Raw genomic sequence first — 15,796 nt, 5'->3', positions numbered from 1 at the left:
GATCCCCCTGTGATTGCGTGATAAATCTCTGAAAAATTAATTATGATTGTGATAACTCTCTGTTTGCAGGCTAAAATGACGCCGATGCTGTTATTCACTTGCGTTTAAAATCAGCAACCACGGCAATAAATCAGAGTTCTGTCAACTTTTGCTGACAGATCGCTTCTACCGCCCGGTGCGAGGGAGTATCATCATCGCTAACGATCCCCGCACCTGCAGAGATAAGGCCAACACTGATGCGTTTGGAAGTATTTTGCGAAGACCGCCTCGGTCTCACTCGAGAATTACTCGATCTTTTGGTATCGCGCAGCATTGACTTACGTGGCATCGAGATCGATCCCATCGGCCGCATTTACCTCAATTTCTCCCAGTTGGATTTCGATACTTTCCGCGCGTTGATGGCGGAGATCCGCCGCATCGCCGGCGTAACCGACGTGCGCACCGTCAGCTTTATGCCTTCCGAACGCGAGCATCGCGCGCTGCGTGCGCTGCTGGAGTCGATGCCGGAGCCGGTGTTCTCTATCGATATGAAGGGCAAGGTCGAGCTGGCCAACCCGGCGGCGCTGGCGCTGTTCAGCCTGAGCGAAGACAAGATCCGCAACCAGACCGCCGGGGCGCTGATCGGCGGCTATAACTTCAGCCGCTGGCTGGAGAGCGAGCATACGGCGCCGCACTCAGAACGGGTGGTGATCCGCAGCCAGGACTTCCTGATGGACATTACGCCTATCTATCTGGAGGACGAACAGCAACAGCCGGCCGCGGTTGGCGCGGTGGTGATGTTGAAGTCCACCGCGCGCATGGGCCGCCAACTGCAAAATCTGTCGGTGAACGACGATACCGAATTCGACCACATCGTCGCGGTGAGCGCCAAGATGCGTCACGTGCTGGAGCAGGCGCGCAAGCTGGCGATGCTCGATGCGCCGCTGCTGATCGTGGGCGATACCGGCACCGGCAAGGATATTCTGGCCCGCGCCTGCCACCTGCGCAGCCCGCGCGGCAAGCAGCCGTTCCTGGCGCTGAACTGCGCCGCGCTGCCGGATGACGTGGTGGAGAGCGAGCTGTTCGGCCATGCGCCGGGCGCTTATCCCAACGCGCTGGAAGGCAAGAAAGGCTTCTTCGAGCAGGCCAACGGCGGTTCGGTGCTGCTGGACGAGATCGGCGAAATGTCGCCGCGCATGCAGACCAAACTGCTGCGTTTCCTCAACGACGGCACGTTCCGCCGCGTCGGCGAGGAGCATGAGGTGCACGTCGACGTGCGCGTGATCTGCGCCACTCAGAAAAACCTCACCGAGCTGGTGCAGCGCGGCGAATTCCGCGAAGACCTCTATTATCGCCTCAACGTGCTGACCATCACCATCCCGCCGCTGCGCGAACGTCCGCAGGACATCATGCCGCTGACCGAACTGTTCGTGGCGCGCTTCGCCGATGAGCAGGGCGTGGCGCGGCCCAAGCTGGCGAACGATCTGGGCGGCTTCCTCAGCAAATACGGCTGGCCGGGCAACGTGCGCCAGCTGAAAAACGCCATCTACCGCGCGCTGACGCAAACCGAAGGCTACGAACTGCGGCCGCAGGATATCGTGTTGCCGGAGTTCGAGGTGGAAATGTCGTTGGGCGACGAGGTGCTGGACGGCTCGCTGGACGACATCAGCAAGCGTTTCGAGCGCTCGGTGCTGACGCGCCTGTATCGCACCTATCCCAGCACCCGCAAGCTGGCGAAGCGCCTGGGCGTTTCCCATACCGCCATCGCCAACAAGCTGCGCGAGTATGGCCTGAGCAGCCGTAAAGGCGGCGCCGAGGGCGAAGAATAAGAAAGGCGCCTTGCGGCGCCTTTAGCGTGTTTCCAAAGCCGGCGAACGCCGGCTTTGTTATTTCAGCGCTGCCAGCGCCGCGTCGTAATCCGGCTCGGTGGTGATTTCGTTCACCAGCTCGCTGTACAGCACGTTGTCCTGGCCATCCAGCACCACGACCGCACGCGCGGTCAGGCCTGCCAATGGACCTTCGGCGATTTCAACGCCGTACGCCTGCTTGAACTCGGCGCCGCGCAGGGTAGACAGGGTAACCACGTTGCTCAGGCCTTCCGCGCCGCAGAAACGCGACTGCGCGAACGGCAGATCGGCGGAGATGCACAGCACCACGGTGTTATCCAGGCCGCTGGCCAACTGGTTGAATTTACGCACCGACGTCGCGCAGACGCCGGTATCGATGCTTGGGAAGATGTTCAGGACTTTGCGTTTACCCGCGAAGCTGCTCAGCGCTACGTCTGACAGGTCTTTGGCAACCAGCGAGAAGGCCTTGGCCTGTTCGCCCTGCTGTGGCAGTTTGCCCGCTACGCTGACCGGATTGCCTTGAAAATGTACTGTCTGAGTCATTGCTAGATTCCTTTTACAGGTGTTTATACAAAGGGTATGAACCTGATGGAACGGCGCGCCGGCGACGGCTGTTAACATCAGGTTCACACCCTGGCGCCAGTTTATGACAAGCGGGGCGGATTGGATATCAAAGTTTGCTAAATAGTTGTATATATTAGGCTGTTCTATAAAACATCACCGGCGCATCAGCCTGCCTGGATGCGCAGTTTTCGCTCAGGAGCCGTTATGAGAGACATGCGTTTTTACCCGGAAGCCTGGCCGCTGCACACCGCCTTCGTGATCGCGCGCGGCAGCCGCACCGAAGCCCGGGTGGTGGTGGTCGAAATCGAACAGCAGGGCGTGCGCGGCGTCGGCGAATGCACGCCGTATCCGCGCTATGGCGAGAGCGAGGAATCGGTGATGGCGCAGCTGGCTGAGATGGCGCCGGCGATCGCGCAGGGCATCACCCGCGAGCAGCTGCTGACGCAGATGCCGGCGGGCGCGGCCCGCAACGCGTTGGACTCGGCGCTGTGGGATCTGGAGTGTCGTCTCCACGGGCAAAGCCTGTGGCAGCGCAGCGGCGTGACGGCGCCGGCGCAGATCAGCATGGCGCAGACCGTCAGCATCGGCACGCCGGAAGCGATGGCCTTCGCCGCGCGTGAGCTGGAGCGGCAGGGCGCCACGCTGCTGAAGATCAAACTCGACGATCACTATATCAGCGAGCGGCTGGTGGCGATCCGCGCCGCGGTGCCGCAGGCGACGCTGATCGTCGACGCCAATGAATCCTGGCAGGCGGAAGGGCTGGCGGCGCGCTGCCAGCTGCTGGCCGATCTTGGCGTGGCGATGCTGGAGCAGCCGCTGCCGGCCGGTGACGACGCCGCGCTGGAGCACTTTATCCATCCGCTGCCGATCTGCGCCGATGAGAGCTGCCACACCCGGGCCGATCTGCCGCGGCTGGCGCAACGCTATCAGATGGTTAACATCAAACTGGACAAAACCGGCGGCTTGACCGAGGCGTTGGCGCTGGCGCAGGCCGCGCGCGAACAAGGGTTCGCCATCATGCTCGGCTGCATGTTGTGCACGTCGCGGGCGATATCCGCCGCCTTGCCGCTGGCACCGGCGGCGCGCTTCGTCGATCTGGACGGCCCGACCTGGCTGGCGCGAGACGCTGAACCGGGCCTGGCGTTCGAATGCGGGGCGATCGTCGAGCTCGCCCCGTAGGGATTAATCCGGGTAGGTCAATAGCTCGGTCATCGCGTCGATGTAACGCTCGCTGGCGGCATCGGCGGAGATCGGCGGGAATTCGGCGGTGATGCAGGGCAGCGACAGATCCGCGCACCAGCTGCCGAACGAGCCGGGCGTTTCATAACCGACGCTGGTCACCAGCGGCAGCTCGAACTTGTGCGACAGCCAAACGCCGAGCCGCGAGCTGGCGGGATCTTCAATGCAGGCCAGCGGCTCATGGAACGACACCACCCAATGCGGCTTCAGGCGATGGATCAGATGACACAGCGCCTGGGTTTCCGGTTCGGAGCCGGGGCGCCCGCCGGTGGAGAGCCTGACGTCGCGCACCGGCGCCGCGCTGTTCCAGCGATAGACGGTGTCGCCGGAGCGCCAGTTGGCGGCCGGGAAGTTGCGGTTCAGATCGACGCCGTTGGCATTGGCGCGCAGCCCCAACTGGCAGCCGTCGGGGTTGACCGCCAGCACCACGTGGTGGCGCAACTGTTCGGGGGCGATGCTGCGCAGCGCGCAGGACAGGGTTACGATGGCGGCGCTCTCATCGCCGTGGGTGCCGGCGATGATCAGCCCGGTCTGCGGGCCGCTGACCGCCGCCGGGAAATAGAGCAGCGGTGCGCCCAGCAGCGAGCTGCCGTAGTTCTCTCCTGCGATGGCCAACTGGCCACGTTCACTGCGCGGTCGATGTTCGGTCATGGTGTTGTCCCTGAGTTAAAGGCCGAGAGTCATTGTCATTTTATTCAGTGTATTACGCTTTGAGACTTCTTTCCCATCGCAATTGTGCGGCGTTTGCGCGATCTGTGATGCGGTAGCGGCGAAAACGCCAATTAAACCGCACCTGGCCTGAGGCTGTTGTTATACTAACGGCAGAGCTAAGCCAATCACCCGCAAGAGGATTTAACATGCCAGTAGCCAGAATCATCGCCAGCTATAGCGAAAATGAAAATGACACCATCACGCTGCTGTGCGGCGTAGACGCTGAAAACCAGATCCGTCAGGGGGAATGGTTCGGCGTGGTGAAAAATGACGACGGGCGCGGGGACGAATCGAACTATCCGTTCACCCTGCATATCGATTACCAGAAAGATGCCTTCTATCTCGACTACGGCTACGACGACGCGGATGCGCGTCAGCTGCAAAAAACCGATATCTCGGCCCGTCCGCTGGCCGAGAAAGGCTTTTTCACCGTGTTCGATGAAGAAGAGGGCGAAGAGTTCAGCTACCGCATCAACAGCATCCACCTGTACGACTGACGGTCGCTGCCGCAATCCCACCCGTGCCGCCCTGCGCCGCACGGGTTTTTTATCGCCTGAATCGCACTTTTTGCAACTTCTCGCCCGTGAGCGCTAGGCCGGACGGATCTTGTGCTATATGATAAAAAATTCAGATGGTTAACGGGGGACAAATCATAATGACGGGAAAAATAATGCAACGGGGTTTTCGTTTGGCGCTCTGCGCGGCGGCGATCGGCGCCTGTATGAGCAGCGCCATGGCGGCGCAGGTTCCCCCGGGCACCGCGCTGGCGGACAAACAGGAAATCGTGCGCCACATTAAAGACGAACCGGCCTCGCTCGATCCGATCAAAGCGGTGGGCTTGCCGGAGGCGCAGCTGGCGCGCGATCTGTTCGAAGGGTTGGTCAATCAGGACGCCAACGGCAAAGTGATCCCCGGCGTCGCCACCCGCTGGCAGACCAGCGACAACCAGACTTATATTTTCCATCTGCGTAAAGACGCGCGTTGGTCAAACGGTGACCCTGTCACGGCAAAAGACTTCGTCTACAGCTGGCAGCGGCTGGTAGAACCGAAAAATCTGTCGCCGTTCGCCTGGTTCGCGCAGCTGGCGGGGATCCAGAACGCCGAGCAGATCATCAGCGGCAAACTGCCTGCCGATCGCTTGGGCGTATCGGCGCCGGATGACTACACGCTCAAGGTGCAGTTGGATAAGCCGGTGCCGTACTTCGTCAGCCTGACGGCCAACTTCAGCCTGTTCCCGGTGAACAAGGCGGTGGTGGAAAAATACGGCAACGACTGGACCAAGGTCGGCAATCTGGTGGGCAACGGCGCGTTCAAACTGCAGGAGCGGGTGGTGAACGAGAAGCTGGTGCTGACGCCTAACGACCATTACTGGGATCATGCGCGCACCGTGCTGACCAAAGTGACCTTCGTGCCGATCAACCAGGAATCCAACGCCACCAAGCGTTACCTGGCGGGTGACATCGACATCACCGAATCCTTCCCGAAAAATATGTATCAGAAGCTGCTGAAAGACATCCCGGGTCAGGTGTACACCCCGGATCAGCTCGGCACCTATTATTACGCGTTCAACACCCAGCGTGCGCCGACCAACGACGTGCGGGTGCGTCAGGCCTTGTCCTACGCCATCGATCGCAAGATTATCGCGGAAAAAGTGTTGGGCACCGGCGAAAAACCGGCCTACCACTTTACGCCGGACGTGACCGCCGGGTTCAAACCGGAAGCGAGCTTGCTGCAACAGCAATCGCAGGCGGAGCTGGACGCGCAGGCCAAGGCGTTGCTGCAGGCGGCCGGTTACGGCCCGAACAACCCGCTGAAGCTGACGCTGCTGTATAACACCTCGGAAAGCCACCAGAAGATCGCCATCGCCGTGGCCTCGATGTGGAAGAAAAAGCTCGGTATTGACGTCAAGCTGCAGAATCAGGAGTGGAAAACTTACATCGACAGCCGCAATACCGGCAATTTCGATGTGATCCGCGCCTCCTGGGTGGGTGACTATAACGAGGCGTCGACCTTCCTGTCGCTGCTGACCTCCACCCACAGCGGCAATATCGCCAAGTTCAAGAATGCGGACTACGACAAGCTGCTGGCGCAGGCGGGGCGGGAAACCAACCCGGCGGCGGTGACCGCCGATTACAACAAGATGGAACAGATCATTGCCGATCAGGCGCCGATCGCGCCGATATATCAATACACCAATGGCCGCCTGATCAAACCGTGGGTAAAAGGCTACCCGATCACCAATCCGGAAGACGTGGCCTATAGCCAAACGATGTATATCATCAAACACTGAGTGGGCTTATTTATCGCCCCCACGCAATGCGGGGGCGGTATTTTTTTCTCGGCGGCGAAACCACGAGGCTAATTAATTTTTCCATGCGATAAACCCCCGTTTAATAATAAACGGGGTTGCCATCATCACATTAATATTGTCTATTTCAGAGCGCGGTTACGCTTACAGACAGTCCCGCATGGCGTCCACCACTACGCGGCCGCTCATATCGGTCTGAGTAATGCGGTAGCTGGTGGGATAAGAGCGACGGGTACTGAAACGATCGTGGACGGAGACCTTGCCAATCTGCAGGCCGGCGGCGTTTTTCACCACGAACTCACTGATCTCTTCCTGGCCCTGGTTTTGCAAATGAATATTGCTGATTTTTTCCAGCGTATCGCTGGCGTTTATTTTTAAATGGTCGCGTAACATAACTACCTCCTCGTAGTGAGAAAAGTATATGCCCCTAAAATTTGCGCTGAAACAGCTTTGTGTTGATTTATTATTATCATTTTGAATTAAAATTGATAGCAATATGTTAAGTCATAATAATAACGGCATTACCAGCGCTTTATCGGTGATATTGTCTGATTTATCGGCAAGGGTTTATTTCATTGCCGTTATTATTAGTCTGCATTAATGGGAAACAGCGCGTGCCTGGCCGCCGGAGCCGGAAAGACGCAGGCGACGTTGTGCCCACAGCCGGGTACGATCGTTAACCGATGCGGTTTGTCCGGCGCCAGATAACGTCGGTCATAGTCGGCATAGGCCAGGGCGCGCTGCAGCCGATAGGGACCCTGTAGCTGGGCGGCGCAGGACTTGTCGAGTATCCGATAGTAGGCGCCCGGCGCGGTGCCGGTATCATCGGCGGCGGCCAGATAGGTGATATCGGCGGCGGCGTAGCGCCGGCGGGCCGCGTCGGCGGTGCGCTGCAGGTGAGCGGGAAACGTTTCCAGGCCGTATTTCCAGCGGTTGGCCTGTGGACACTGTCCGGCGTCCGGCGTTTGCCAGCGGAAGCGGCAGGTTGTTTCACTGCCGCAGTTTCCCCAGCTTGTGGGCAGAGGGCGCAGGCGATCAAAATAGAGCCAGCTGCCCGGATCGGCGACGACATAGCGCAGACGCACTCCGCTTGGCGGGTTGGCGAAGCCGACATAATGCTGCACGAATTGGGCGCCGGCGGAAAAACCGGCCACGGTGATCGACTGCAGCGACGGCCAACGCCGTTTCAGATCGGCCAGCAGGTTATCCATGGCGTTGAACGAGCCGGTTTTCCCGCCATTATCCAAACCGCCTGCGATCCACGAGCCGCAGCGCCAGAGAGCGTCACCGTCTTGCGGCTGGGGCAGACCGGCGGAATGGCAGCGGGCGGCGAGTTTCACCGGCACCTGGAACAGCGGGGCGACCAGCAAGCTGTTGTCTCCCGCTCCCTGCGCGGCATCGATCGCCGCTTGCAATGTCTTGGCGGCGTCGCGTGGATGCCCGTGCATCACCACCAGCGCGGTACGCGGCTGGGGGGATCGAGCGCGAGCGACAAAATAAGGCAGGGAACCCGCCGCCGTCGGCGCGTGGTAGGGCGTGGCGAGACGTTCTAACACCGGTTCTGCGCGAACCGATTGGCCGAACAGCAGCAGGGTGGCCATGGCGATGCCGCGCAGGCGGCGCAGCCTCGTCAGGTTCGGCGCAGCACCGTGCGCATTTGTCTCAGGACTTCCCGGCATCGTTGTTCCTCACGCGCGCGTTGATAGTAGCGATAAAAGGCGCGTTCCGAACTGAGGTTACCCGCGCGTGCCAGCTGCCTGAAGGTCAGGAATGCCAGGCTGAACATAATCATAATAAATAATAGGCCGGGGAACAGCAGCTGCCAGCCGTCGGTGATGCGCGCATTAGGCAGATAGCGGAGTGAATGGGGCGTAATCAATACCCCTAACTGCTGCAGTCCCCATTGAGTTAAAGCGGGGAACAGCACCAGCAGCGTAACGAACACCAAATACAGCAAAAAATAGCGGCAGGAAAGCAGGAAACGTTTGAAAGCGTTATTGGCGCTTGGCCGCAACACGAAGCCAGCGGGCGTGGCGCGCAAGATTTGCTGACGGCCACCGGTGAAACGATAGCGTTCCAGCGCCGCTACGCTGTCCGGTAACGCCAACAGCAGCTGCAGCGCAGCGAGGCTGGCGCTGCTGTTGCCGATATAGTCGCGAAAGCGCAGCAGGCGTATGGGGGCGCTTTGGGGCTTCTCGACGGATTCGAGCAGGTTTAGCAGCTTATCGTGGTTTTCCCGCCGAATGCGGAAGGGCATTTTGACGAGGGCGAAAAACATCGCGCCAAAGGCGCCTACGGTGGGTACGACGATGTCCAGAAAAGTTTTTAGCATGACGATCTCCTGCGGTTCTCCGTTCGTTCCTTGCGGCAGAAGTATAGATCACGTTTATGGGACAACGAGAAAACTGGCGTTACAGCTTGGCCTTTGATCTCCAAGGCGTTAACGCTAGACTCAGCAACATAAGCAAGACTGAGGGGATAAATGAATGGATGTGATTGAGGGGAGCGAGCTGCAGGTCGCCGATGCGGTTTACGCCTACCAGCTGGATGGCAAGGGCGGCGTCACGCCGATCGAGCGGGATGACAAGATCACCTGCGACGCGCCGTGCTGGCTGCATCTTGATTACGCGCACCCGGCCAGCGCTGAATGGCTGAGTACCACGCCGCTGCTGCCGGACTCGGTGCGTGAAGCGCTCTCCGGAGAAAGCTCGCGGCCGCGCGTCAGCCGCCAGGGCGAAGGCACCATGATCACCCTGCGCAGCATCAACTTTAACGCTAATTCCCGGCCGGATCAGCTGGTCACCATCCGCGTATATATCACCGACAAGCTGATTATCTCCACCCGGCACCGCAAGGTGTATTCCATCGATCAGGTGGTGAACGATCTGCAAAGCGGCGCCGGGCCGACCAACAGCGGCAGCTGGCTGGTGGAAATTTCCGATGCGTTGACCGATCACACCAGCGAATTTATCGAGGATCTGCACGACAAGATTATCGATCTGGAGGACGCCTTGCTGGAGCAGCAGGTGCCGGAGCGCGGCCAGCTGGCGCTGATCCGTAAACAGCTGATCGTGCTGCGCCGTTACATGGCGCCGCAGCGCGACGTCTTCGCGCGGCTGGCCAGCGACCGCCTGCCGTGGATGAGCGATGACGATCGTCGGCGCATGCAGGATATCGCCGATCGCCTGGGACGGGGATTGGACGATCTGGACGGCAGCATCGCGCGCACCGCCATCTTGTCCGACGAAATCACCACGGTGATGGCCGACGCGATGAACCGCCGCACTTACACCATGTCATTGTTGGCGATGGTATTTCTGCCCACCACTTTCCTGACCGGGTTGTTCGGGGTCAACCTTGGCGGTATTCCGGGCGGCGGTAATCCTTTCGGTTTCGCGGCATTTTGCCTGATGCTGGTCGGATTGGTGCTTGGCGTCGCCTGGTGGCTGAAGCGCAGCCGCTGGCTGTAGGCAAAAATGACGAAAACCCGGTTAACATTGAGCAATATCAACATTTAGCCGGGGGAAATGGGGCATGATCTCTCTCGCAGGTGAATGCAACGTCAAGCGATGGGCGTTGCGCTCCATAATTGTCTTACTTTCTTATTTTTGAATTACTGCATAGCACATTTGATTCGTACAATGCCGGTTTAATCACCGGCATTTTTTTATTCGATTTCCTTCTTCTTCAGGCCGCGCTTTCATCCCAGAAGCTGGCTTCAATCTTGTGCCCATCCAAATCACGGACAAAGCAGCCGTAGTAAGCCTCGCCGTAATGCGGCCGCGAACCGGGCGCGCCTTCATCGACGGCGCCGGCCAGCAGCGCCTGGCGATGGAATTCATCCACCTGTTGCTTACTGGTAGCGAAAAAACCGACGTGCGTGCCATTGCCGGGCGAGGCCGGCCGGCCGTCGATCGGCACCTGCAGCCAAAACTCCGGGTAGTCGCGGCCGTAGCCAATGGCGCCGGGATGCTCCAGCACGCGTCGGCAACCCAAAGCGGCCAGCGCACGATCGTAAAAGGCGGCGGCGGCCTCGAAATCGTTGGAGCCCAGCGAGACGTGGGACAGGCAGGGGGTGATGTTCATTGCGCGATCTCCATATGACTGTATAAATAAACAGTATAGGGTAAAAACGGCACTGCCCAGCAAATTTTGCGCAAACTGTGAACAGGATCGAGATCGTCGGGAAAGAGAAATGTCGCCGCTCGCAGGATGGCAAGCGGCGAGGGGGCTTATTTGATTTCCAGCACGTTCAAACGCTCTGGCGCAGGCGCCGCGTCGTCCGAGTCTTCCGGCTGCCAGCCGACCGGCTGCATCGGGATGTCTTCGCGATCGAAGGCCAAATCGCCGCCGTCCACCACCGCGCTGCCGTGGTGAATGCCTTTGAAATCGAACAGGTTGATATCGCTCAGGTGCGAAGGGACCACGTTCTGCATGGCGCTGAACATGGTTTCCAACCGGCCTGGGTAACGCTTGTCCCAGTCGCGCAGCATGTCGCCGATCACCTGGCGCTGCAGATTAGGCTGCGAGCCACACAGATTGCATGGAATGATCGGGAACGCTTTGGCGATCGAGAAACGCTCGATGTCTTTCTCGCGGCAATAGGCCAGCGGGCGGATGACCACGTGTTTGCCGTCGTCGCTCATCAGCTTGGGCGGCATGCCTTTCATCTTGCCGCCGTAGAACATGTTGAGGAACAGCGTCTGCAGAATGTCGTCGCGGTGGTGGCCCAGAGCGATCTTGGTGGCGCCCAGTTCGGTGGCGGTGCGGTACAGAATGCCGCGGCGCAGGCGCGAACACAGCGAACACGTGGTTTTCCCTTCCGGGATCTTGTCTTTAACGATGCTGTAGGTGTTTTCTTCGACGATCTTGTACTCCACCCCCAGGCTTTCCAGATAGGCGGGCAGAATGTGCTCCGGGAAGCCGGGCTGTTTCTGATCGAGGTTCACCGCCACCAGCGAGAAGTTGACCGGCGCGCTTTGCTGCAGATTGCGCAGGATCTCCAGCATGGTGTAGCTGTCTTTGCCGCCGGACAGACAGACCATGATGCGGTCGCCTTCTTCAATCATATTGAAATCGGCGATCGCTTCGCCCACGTTGCGGCGCAGGCGCTTTTGCAATTTGTTCAGGTTGTACTGCTCTTTTTGGCTAACGGATTGCTTTTCTGACATTTAAATCGTGCTCATTCTCAATGGGGGGCACTAGGGGCATGGCGTTATAGACCGCGAGTTTACCATTCAACCGGCCGATTTTGATCATTATTCATCATCCAGCCGCCACGCACCCGACGCGAGGCCTGTATGGTACGGATTGCGCGCCGGAATGCCAGCAGGTTTTGTTGCTGCGATTTACGTCGGCGGTAAAAGAACAGGGCGCGAATCGCTCGCGCCCTGAGGGAGGTTACTCAGCGGCGGACTTTTCCGCCTTGCCGGCCAGCAGGCTGAGGAAATCGTACTTCTCCTTCAGCTCTTTCTCGGCGGCCTGATACAGCGTGCTGGCCACCTCCGGCTGCTGCGCGTTCAGGCGACGGAAACGCTGCTCGTTCAGCAGTGTTTCAGCCAGGCTGCTGTTCGGCGGGCGCGAATCCAGCGCCAATGCGGCCTTGCCCTCGGCGCTGCGGCGCGGATCGAAGCGGTACAGCGGCCAGAAGCCGGTGGCGGTCAGCTGTTTCATCTGATCGTGGCTGAGCGCCAGATCGTAGCCGTGTTCTTCGCACGGGCTGTAGGCGATGATCAGCGACGGCCCCGGATAGGCCTCGGCCTCCTGAATCGCTTTCACCGTCTGGTTGAGCTGCGCCCCCAGCGAAATCTGCGCGACGTAGACATGGCCGTACATCATCATACTGACGCCCAGATCCTTGCGCGCCTTGCGCTTGCCGTGCTCGCCGAACTTGGTCACCGCGCCCAGCGGCGTGGCCTTCGACTGCTGGCCGCCGGTGTTGGAGTAGCACTGGGTGTCGAGCACCAGCACGTTGACGTTCTCCGTCAGGCTGAGCACGTGATCCAAACCGCCGAAGCCGATGTCGTAGGCCCAGCCGTCACCGCCGATCAGCCAGATCGATTTATCCACCAGGTAGTCGGCGTCCGCCGCCAGCTGGCGCGCATCTTCGCCTTCGAAACTCGCCAACAGCGTGCGCAGTTCGGCGATTTGCTTGCGGCGCGGCTCCGGCGCTACGTCGGCCATCTGCAGGGCGTTGACCAATTGCTCCGGCAGCTGCGGCGCCAGTGCGTTCAGCAGACGCAGCACTCGCGCGCGATGTTGATCGACCGTCAGGCGGAAGCCCAGGCCGAATTCGGCGTTGTCTTCGAACAGCGAGTTGGCCCACGCCGGCCCGCGCCCTTCGGCGTTGGTGGTGTACGGCGTGGTCGGCAGGTTGCCGCCGTAGATCGACGAACAGCCGGTGGCGTTGGCGATCAGCAAGCGGTCACCATAGAGCTGGGTCAACAGCTTGATGTACGGCGTTTCGCCGCAGCCTGAGCAGGCGCCGGAGTACTCGAACAGCGGCGTGATCAGCTGCGAGGTGCGAATGTCGATGCGTTCCAGCTGCGCCGGATCGATTTCCGGCAGCTGCAGGAAGAAGTCGTAGTTGTCTTTCTCCGCCGTCAGATTATCGAGGCGCGACGCCATATTGATGGCCTTGATTTCCGGGTTCTGGCGATCTTTCGCCGGGCAGACCTCGACGCACAGGTTACAGCCGGTGCAATCTTCCGGCGCTACCTGCAGCACGTATTTCTGCCCGCGCATATCGCGCGCTTTGACATCCAGCGACTGCAGAGAGGCGGGGGCGTGTTCCATCTCCGCCGGCTGCACCACCTTGGCGCGAATGGCGGAGTGCGGGCAGGCGGCGACGCAGTGGTTGCACTGGGTGCACAGGTCGGGCTGCCAGATCGGGATCGCTTCGGCGATGTTGCGCTTTTCCCACTGGGTGGTGCCCACCGGCCAGGTGCCGTCCGGCGGGAAGGCGGAAACCGGCAGCGCATCGCCCAGCCCGGCCAGCATCGCGGCGGTAACGGTTTTGACGAAGTCCGGCGCGGCGTCCGACACCACCGGCGGGCGCATCGGGCTGCTGGCGTCGACCGGCTGCAGCGGGATCTCGGTCAGCGCGGCGCGGGTGGCGCCCAGCGCCTGCCAGTTGCGCTCGACGATCTCCTGGCCCTTGCTGCTGTAGCTGCGCGCGATGGCGTCCTGCAGCTGTTGCAGCGCCACGTCGCTCGGCAGGATCTGCGTCAGGTGGAAGAACGCCATCTGCATTACGGTGTTGATGCGCGCGCCGAGCCGGCATTCACGCGCCAGCTTGGCGGCGTTGATGATATAGAAACGCGCCTGGCGTTGGTGCAACAGCGCCTGAACCTCCTGCGGCAGGCGCGACCAGACCTCATCGGCGCCGTAAGGGGTATTGAGCAGGAAGGTGCCGCCGGGCTTCAGGCGTTCAACCATTTGGTACTTATCGATAAACTGCAGCTGGTGGCAGCCGACGAAGTCCGCGTGGCTGACCAGGTAGGCCGAATTGATCGGCTGCTCGCTGACGCGCAGGTGCGACACCGTCAGGCCGCCGGCCTTTTTGGAGTCATAGACGAAATAACCCTGGGCATACAGCGGCGTGGCGTTGCCGATGATTTTGATGTTGTTCTTGGTGGCTGAGACCGAGCCGTCGCTGCCCAAACCGTAGAACAGCGCCTCCAGCGAGGCGCGCTGCGGCAGGATTTCGTCGCTCAGCGGCAGCGAAAGCCCGGTGACGTCATCGAAGATGCCGACGGTGAAACGCGGGCGTGGCTGCGGCAGGGCCAACTCGCGGAATACCGCCAGCGCGCAGTCCGGGCCGAACTCTTTCGACGACAGGCCGTAACGGCCGCCGATCACCCGCGGCAGCGTGGCGCGCTCCCCCCGGCTGTAGGCTTCCGCCAGCGCGGTCATCACGTCCAGATACAGCGGCTCGGCCAGCGCGCCCGGCTCTTTGGTGCGATCGAGCACCGCGACGCTGCGCACGCTGTCCGGCAGCGCGCCGAGCAGATGCTGGGCGGAGAACGGCCGGAACAGCCGCACCTTGAGCACGCCGACTTTCTCGCCGCGGGTCAGCAGGGTGTCGATCACTTCTTCGCAGGTGCCGGCGGCGGAACCCATCACCACCACCACGCGTTCGGCCTGCGGGTGGCCGTAATAGTCGAACGGCCGATAGCGGCGGCCGGTGAGGGCGGCGAAGGCTTCCATGGCGTCGATCACGTGTTGGCCGGTGGCGTCATACCACGGGTTGGTGGCTTCGCGCGACTGGAAATAGGTGTCCGGGTTGGCGGAAGTGCCGCGCACCACCGGATGATCCGGCGACAGCGCCCGGCTGCGGTGCGCGTCGATCGCCGCCTGCGGCAGCATCTGCCGCAGCGTATCGTCGCTGAGAGGCACAATCTTGTTGATCTCGTGCGAGGTGCGGAAACCGTCGAAGAAATGGATAAACGGCACGCGCGCGTTGAGGGTGGCGGTCTGCGAGATCAGCGCGAAGTCCTGCGCCTCCTGCACGTTGCCGGCACACAGCATGGCGCAGCCGGTTTGGCGCACCGCCATCACGTCCGAATGGTCGCCGAAGATGGACAGCGCGTGCGTGGCCACGGTGCGCGCGGCGACGTGCAGCACGAACGGCGTCAGCTCGCCGGCCAGTTTGTACAGCGTGGGGATCATCAGCAGCAGACCCTGCGATGAAGTGAACGAGGTCGACAGCGCGCCGGTTTGCAAGGCGCCGTGCACGGTGGCGATCGCGCCGCCTTCCGACTGCATTTCCACCACCCGCGGAATATCGCCCCAGATGTTTTGCCGGCCATCGCCGGACCAGGCGTCCGCCTGCTCCGCCATGGTGGAGCTTGGCGTGATAGGGTAGATGGCAATCACTTCGTTGGTGCGATAGGCCACGGAAGCGACTGCATTATTACCATCTGTAGTTATCATCAGCGTTACCTTTTCATTGCTCACAAAGCCGCGAAAGCGCACTTTCGCAGTAATGGAAAAAAGTCTAACAGAGGGGGCGAACGCGGCTTTATCGCGTTTGTGTGGCGGGTGATAAATCGTCAAAGGCATATTTCCTCGCCGATTAGGGGCCGGCGACAATAAATTGTTTTCACCGTTTAAAGACAATTTATTTCCGGCGCGTCATAATTGCGCA

The 15,796-nt window shown here is 60.6% G+C and carries 13 protein-coding genes; 5 read left to right on the top strand and 8 right to left on the bottom strand.

Annotated features, from left to right (window positions below; all coding sequences use genetic code 11):
* Positions 1-236 precede the first annotated feature (236 nt).
* The gene (gene tyrR, locus GT753_RS08895) at positions 237-1,808 is read left to right on the top strand and encodes a transcriptional regulator TyrR (protein ID WP_015378008.1); all 1,572 of its coding nucleotides are present in this window, start codon (positions 237-239) and stop codon (positions 1,806-1,808) included.
* A 57-nt stretch (positions 1,809-1,865) separates the two neighbouring features.
* On the opposite strand, the gene tpx is transcribed toward tyrR, so the two are convergent.
* The gene (tpx, locus tag GT753_RS08890) at positions 1,866-2,369 is read right to left on the bottom strand and encodes a thiol peroxidase (RefSeq protein WP_004930536.1); all 504 of its coding nucleotides are present in this window, start codon (positions 2,367-2,369) and stop codon (positions 1,866-1,868) included.
* 225 nt (positions 2,370-2,594) lie between these two features.
* Between tpx and ycjG the strand changes: the two genes are divergently transcribed.
* Complete coding sequence (gene ycjG / locus GT753_RS08885) at positions 2,595-3,569, top strand: L-Ala-D/L-Glu epimerase (protein ID WP_085336620.1); 975 nt, start codon at positions 2,595-2,597, stop codon at positions 3,567-3,569.
* Positions 3,570-3,572: 3 nt separating this feature from the next.
* On the opposite strand, the gene mpaA is transcribed toward ycjG, so the two are convergent.
* Complete coding sequence (mpaA, locus tag GT753_RS08880; protein WP_004930517.1) at positions 3,573-4,280, bottom strand: murein tripeptide amidase MpaA; 708 nt, start codon at positions 4,278-4,280, stop codon at positions 3,573-3,575.
* Between the two features lie 206 nt (positions 4,281-4,486).
* Between mpaA and GT753_RS08875 the strand changes: the two genes are divergently transcribed.
* On the top strand, positions 4,487-4,837 hold the full coding sequence (locus GT753_RS08875; RefSeq protein WP_015378006.1) for a hypothetical protein: 351 nt from the start codon (positions 4,487-4,489) through the stop codon (positions 4,835-4,837).
* A 173-nt stretch (positions 4,838-5,010) separates the two neighbouring features.
* Positions 5,011-6,630, top strand: coding sequence for an ABC transporter substrate-binding protein (locus GT753_RS08870; protein WP_004930510.1), 1,620 nt, complete (start codon positions 5,011-5,013; stop codon positions 6,628-6,630).
* 162 nt (positions 6,631-6,792) lie between these two features.
* Here GT753_RS08870 and GT753_RS08865 read toward each other — a convergent pair whose 3' ends face one another.
* From GT753_RS08865 to GT753_RS08855, 3 genes are all read right to left on the bottom strand, one after another.
* A complete protein-coding gene (locus GT753_RS08865) occupies positions 6,793-7,041 on the bottom strand; it encodes a hypothetical protein (RefSeq protein ID WP_004930507.1) in 249 nt (82 codons plus the stop codon).
* Positions 7,042-7,235: 194 nt separating this feature from the next.
* Positions 7,236-8,327, bottom strand: coding sequence for a hypothetical protein (locus GT753_RS08860; RefSeq protein WP_080497853.1), 1,092 nt, complete (start codon positions 8,325-8,327; stop codon positions 7,236-7,238).
* Positions 8,279-8,980 carry a hypothetical protein gene (locus tag GT753_RS08855; RefSeq protein ID WP_160125529.1) on the bottom strand — a complete coding sequence of 234 codons (702 nt, stop codon included), beginning with the start codon at positions 8,978-8,980 and terminating at the stop codon, positions 8,279-8,281. The genes GT753_RS08860 and GT753_RS08855 overlap by 49 nt, the downstream gene beginning before the upstream one ends.
* A 154-nt stretch (positions 8,981-9,134) precedes the next feature.
* Between GT753_RS08855 and zntB the strand changes: the two genes are divergently transcribed.
* Positions 9,135-10,118 carry a zinc transporter ZntB gene (zntB, locus tag GT753_RS08850; RefSeq protein WP_004930499.1) on the top strand — a complete coding sequence of 328 codons (984 nt, stop codon included), beginning with the start codon at positions 9,135-9,137 and terminating at the stop codon, positions 10,116-10,118.
* A gap of 217 nt (positions 10,119-10,335) precedes the next feature.
* On the opposite strand, the gene GT753_RS08845 is transcribed toward zntB, so the two are convergent.
* The 3 genes from GT753_RS08845 to nifJ all read right to left on the bottom strand — a co-directional run bounded on the left by GT753_RS08845 (position 10,336) and on the right by nifJ (position 15,582).
* Positions 10,336-10,734, bottom strand: a complete 399-nt coding sequence (locus GT753_RS08845; RefSeq protein WP_004930496.1) for a VOC family protein — start codon at positions 10,732-10,734, stop codon at positions 10,336-10,338.
* Between the two features lie 146 nt (positions 10,735-10,880).
* Positions 10,881-11,819: a tRNA 2-thiocytidine(32) synthetase TtcA gene (ttcA, locus tag GT753_RS08840; RefSeq protein WP_004930494.1), complete on the bottom strand. Its 939-nt coding sequence runs from the start codon at positions 11,817-11,819 to the stop codon at positions 10,881-10,883.
* Positions 11,820-12,048: 229 nt separating this feature from the next.
* Positions 12,049-15,582, bottom strand: coding sequence for a pyruvate:ferredoxin (flavodoxin) oxidoreductase (gene nifJ, locus GT753_RS08835; RefSeq protein WP_160125528.1), 3,534 nt, complete (start codon positions 15,580-15,582; stop codon positions 12,049-12,051).
* Positions 15,583-15,796: the final 214 nt, after the last annotated feature.

The organism is Serratia sp. Z4, from assembly GCF_009900725.1.
GTDB classification, from domain to species: domain Bacteria; phylum Pseudomonadota; class Gammaproteobacteria; order Enterobacterales; family Enterobacteriaceae; genus Serratia; species Serratia nematodiphila.
This window is presented reverse-complemented; position numbering and strand designations above follow the sequence as displayed.

Excerpts from the sequence above, each read along its gene's own strand:
- tpx (WP_004930536.1), bottom strand. The coding sequence starts at position 2,369 with ATGACTCAGACAGTACATTTTCAAGGCAATCCGGTCAGCGTAGCGGGC.
- GT753_RS08870 (WP_004930510.1), top strand. The coding sequence starts at position 5,011 with ATGCAACGGGGTTTTCGTTTGGCGCTCTGCGCGGCGGCGATCGGCGCC.
- GT753_RS08875 (WP_015378006.1), top strand. The coding sequence starts at position 4,487 with ATGCCAGTAGCCAGAATCATCGCCAGCTATAGCGAAAATGAAAATGAC.
- ttcA (WP_004930494.1), bottom strand. The coding sequence starts at position 11,819 with ATGTCAGAAAAGCAATCCGTTAGCCAAAAAGAGCAGTACAACCTGAAC.
- ycjG (WP_085336620.1), top strand. The coding sequence starts at position 2,595 with ATGAGAGACATGCGTTTTTACCCGGAAGCCTGGCCGCTGCACACCGCC.
- GT753_RS08845 (WP_004930496.1), bottom strand. The coding sequence starts at position 10,734 with ATGAACATCACCCCCTGCCTGTCCCACGTCTCGCTGGGCTCCAACGAT.
- GT753_RS08865 (WP_004930507.1), bottom strand. The coding sequence starts at position 7,041 with ATGTTACGCGACCATTTAAAAATAAACGCCAGCGATACGCTGGAAAAA.
- GT753_RS08855 (WP_160125529.1), bottom strand. The coding sequence starts at position 8,980 with ATGCTAAAAACTTTTCTGGACATCGTCGTACCCACCGTAGGCGCCTTT.
- nifJ (WP_160125528.1), bottom strand. The coding sequence starts at position 15,582 with ATGATAACTACAGATGGTAATAATGCAGTCGCTTCCGTGGCCTATCGC.
- mpaA (WP_004930517.1), bottom strand. The coding sequence starts at position 4,280 with ATGACCGAACATCGACCGCGCAGTGAACGTGGCCAGTTGGCCATCGCA.
- GT753_RS08860 (WP_080497853.1), bottom strand. The coding sequence starts at position 8,327 with ATGCCGGGAAGTCCTGAGACAAATGCGCACGGTGCTGCGCCGAACCTG.
- tyrR (WP_015378008.1), top strand. The coding sequence starts at position 237 with ATGCGTTTGGAAGTATTTTGCGAAGACCGCCTCGGTCTCACTCGAGAA.
- zntB (WP_004930499.1), top strand. The coding sequence starts at position 9,135 with ATGGATGTGATTGAGGGGAGCGAGCTGCAGGTCGCCGATGCGGTTTAC.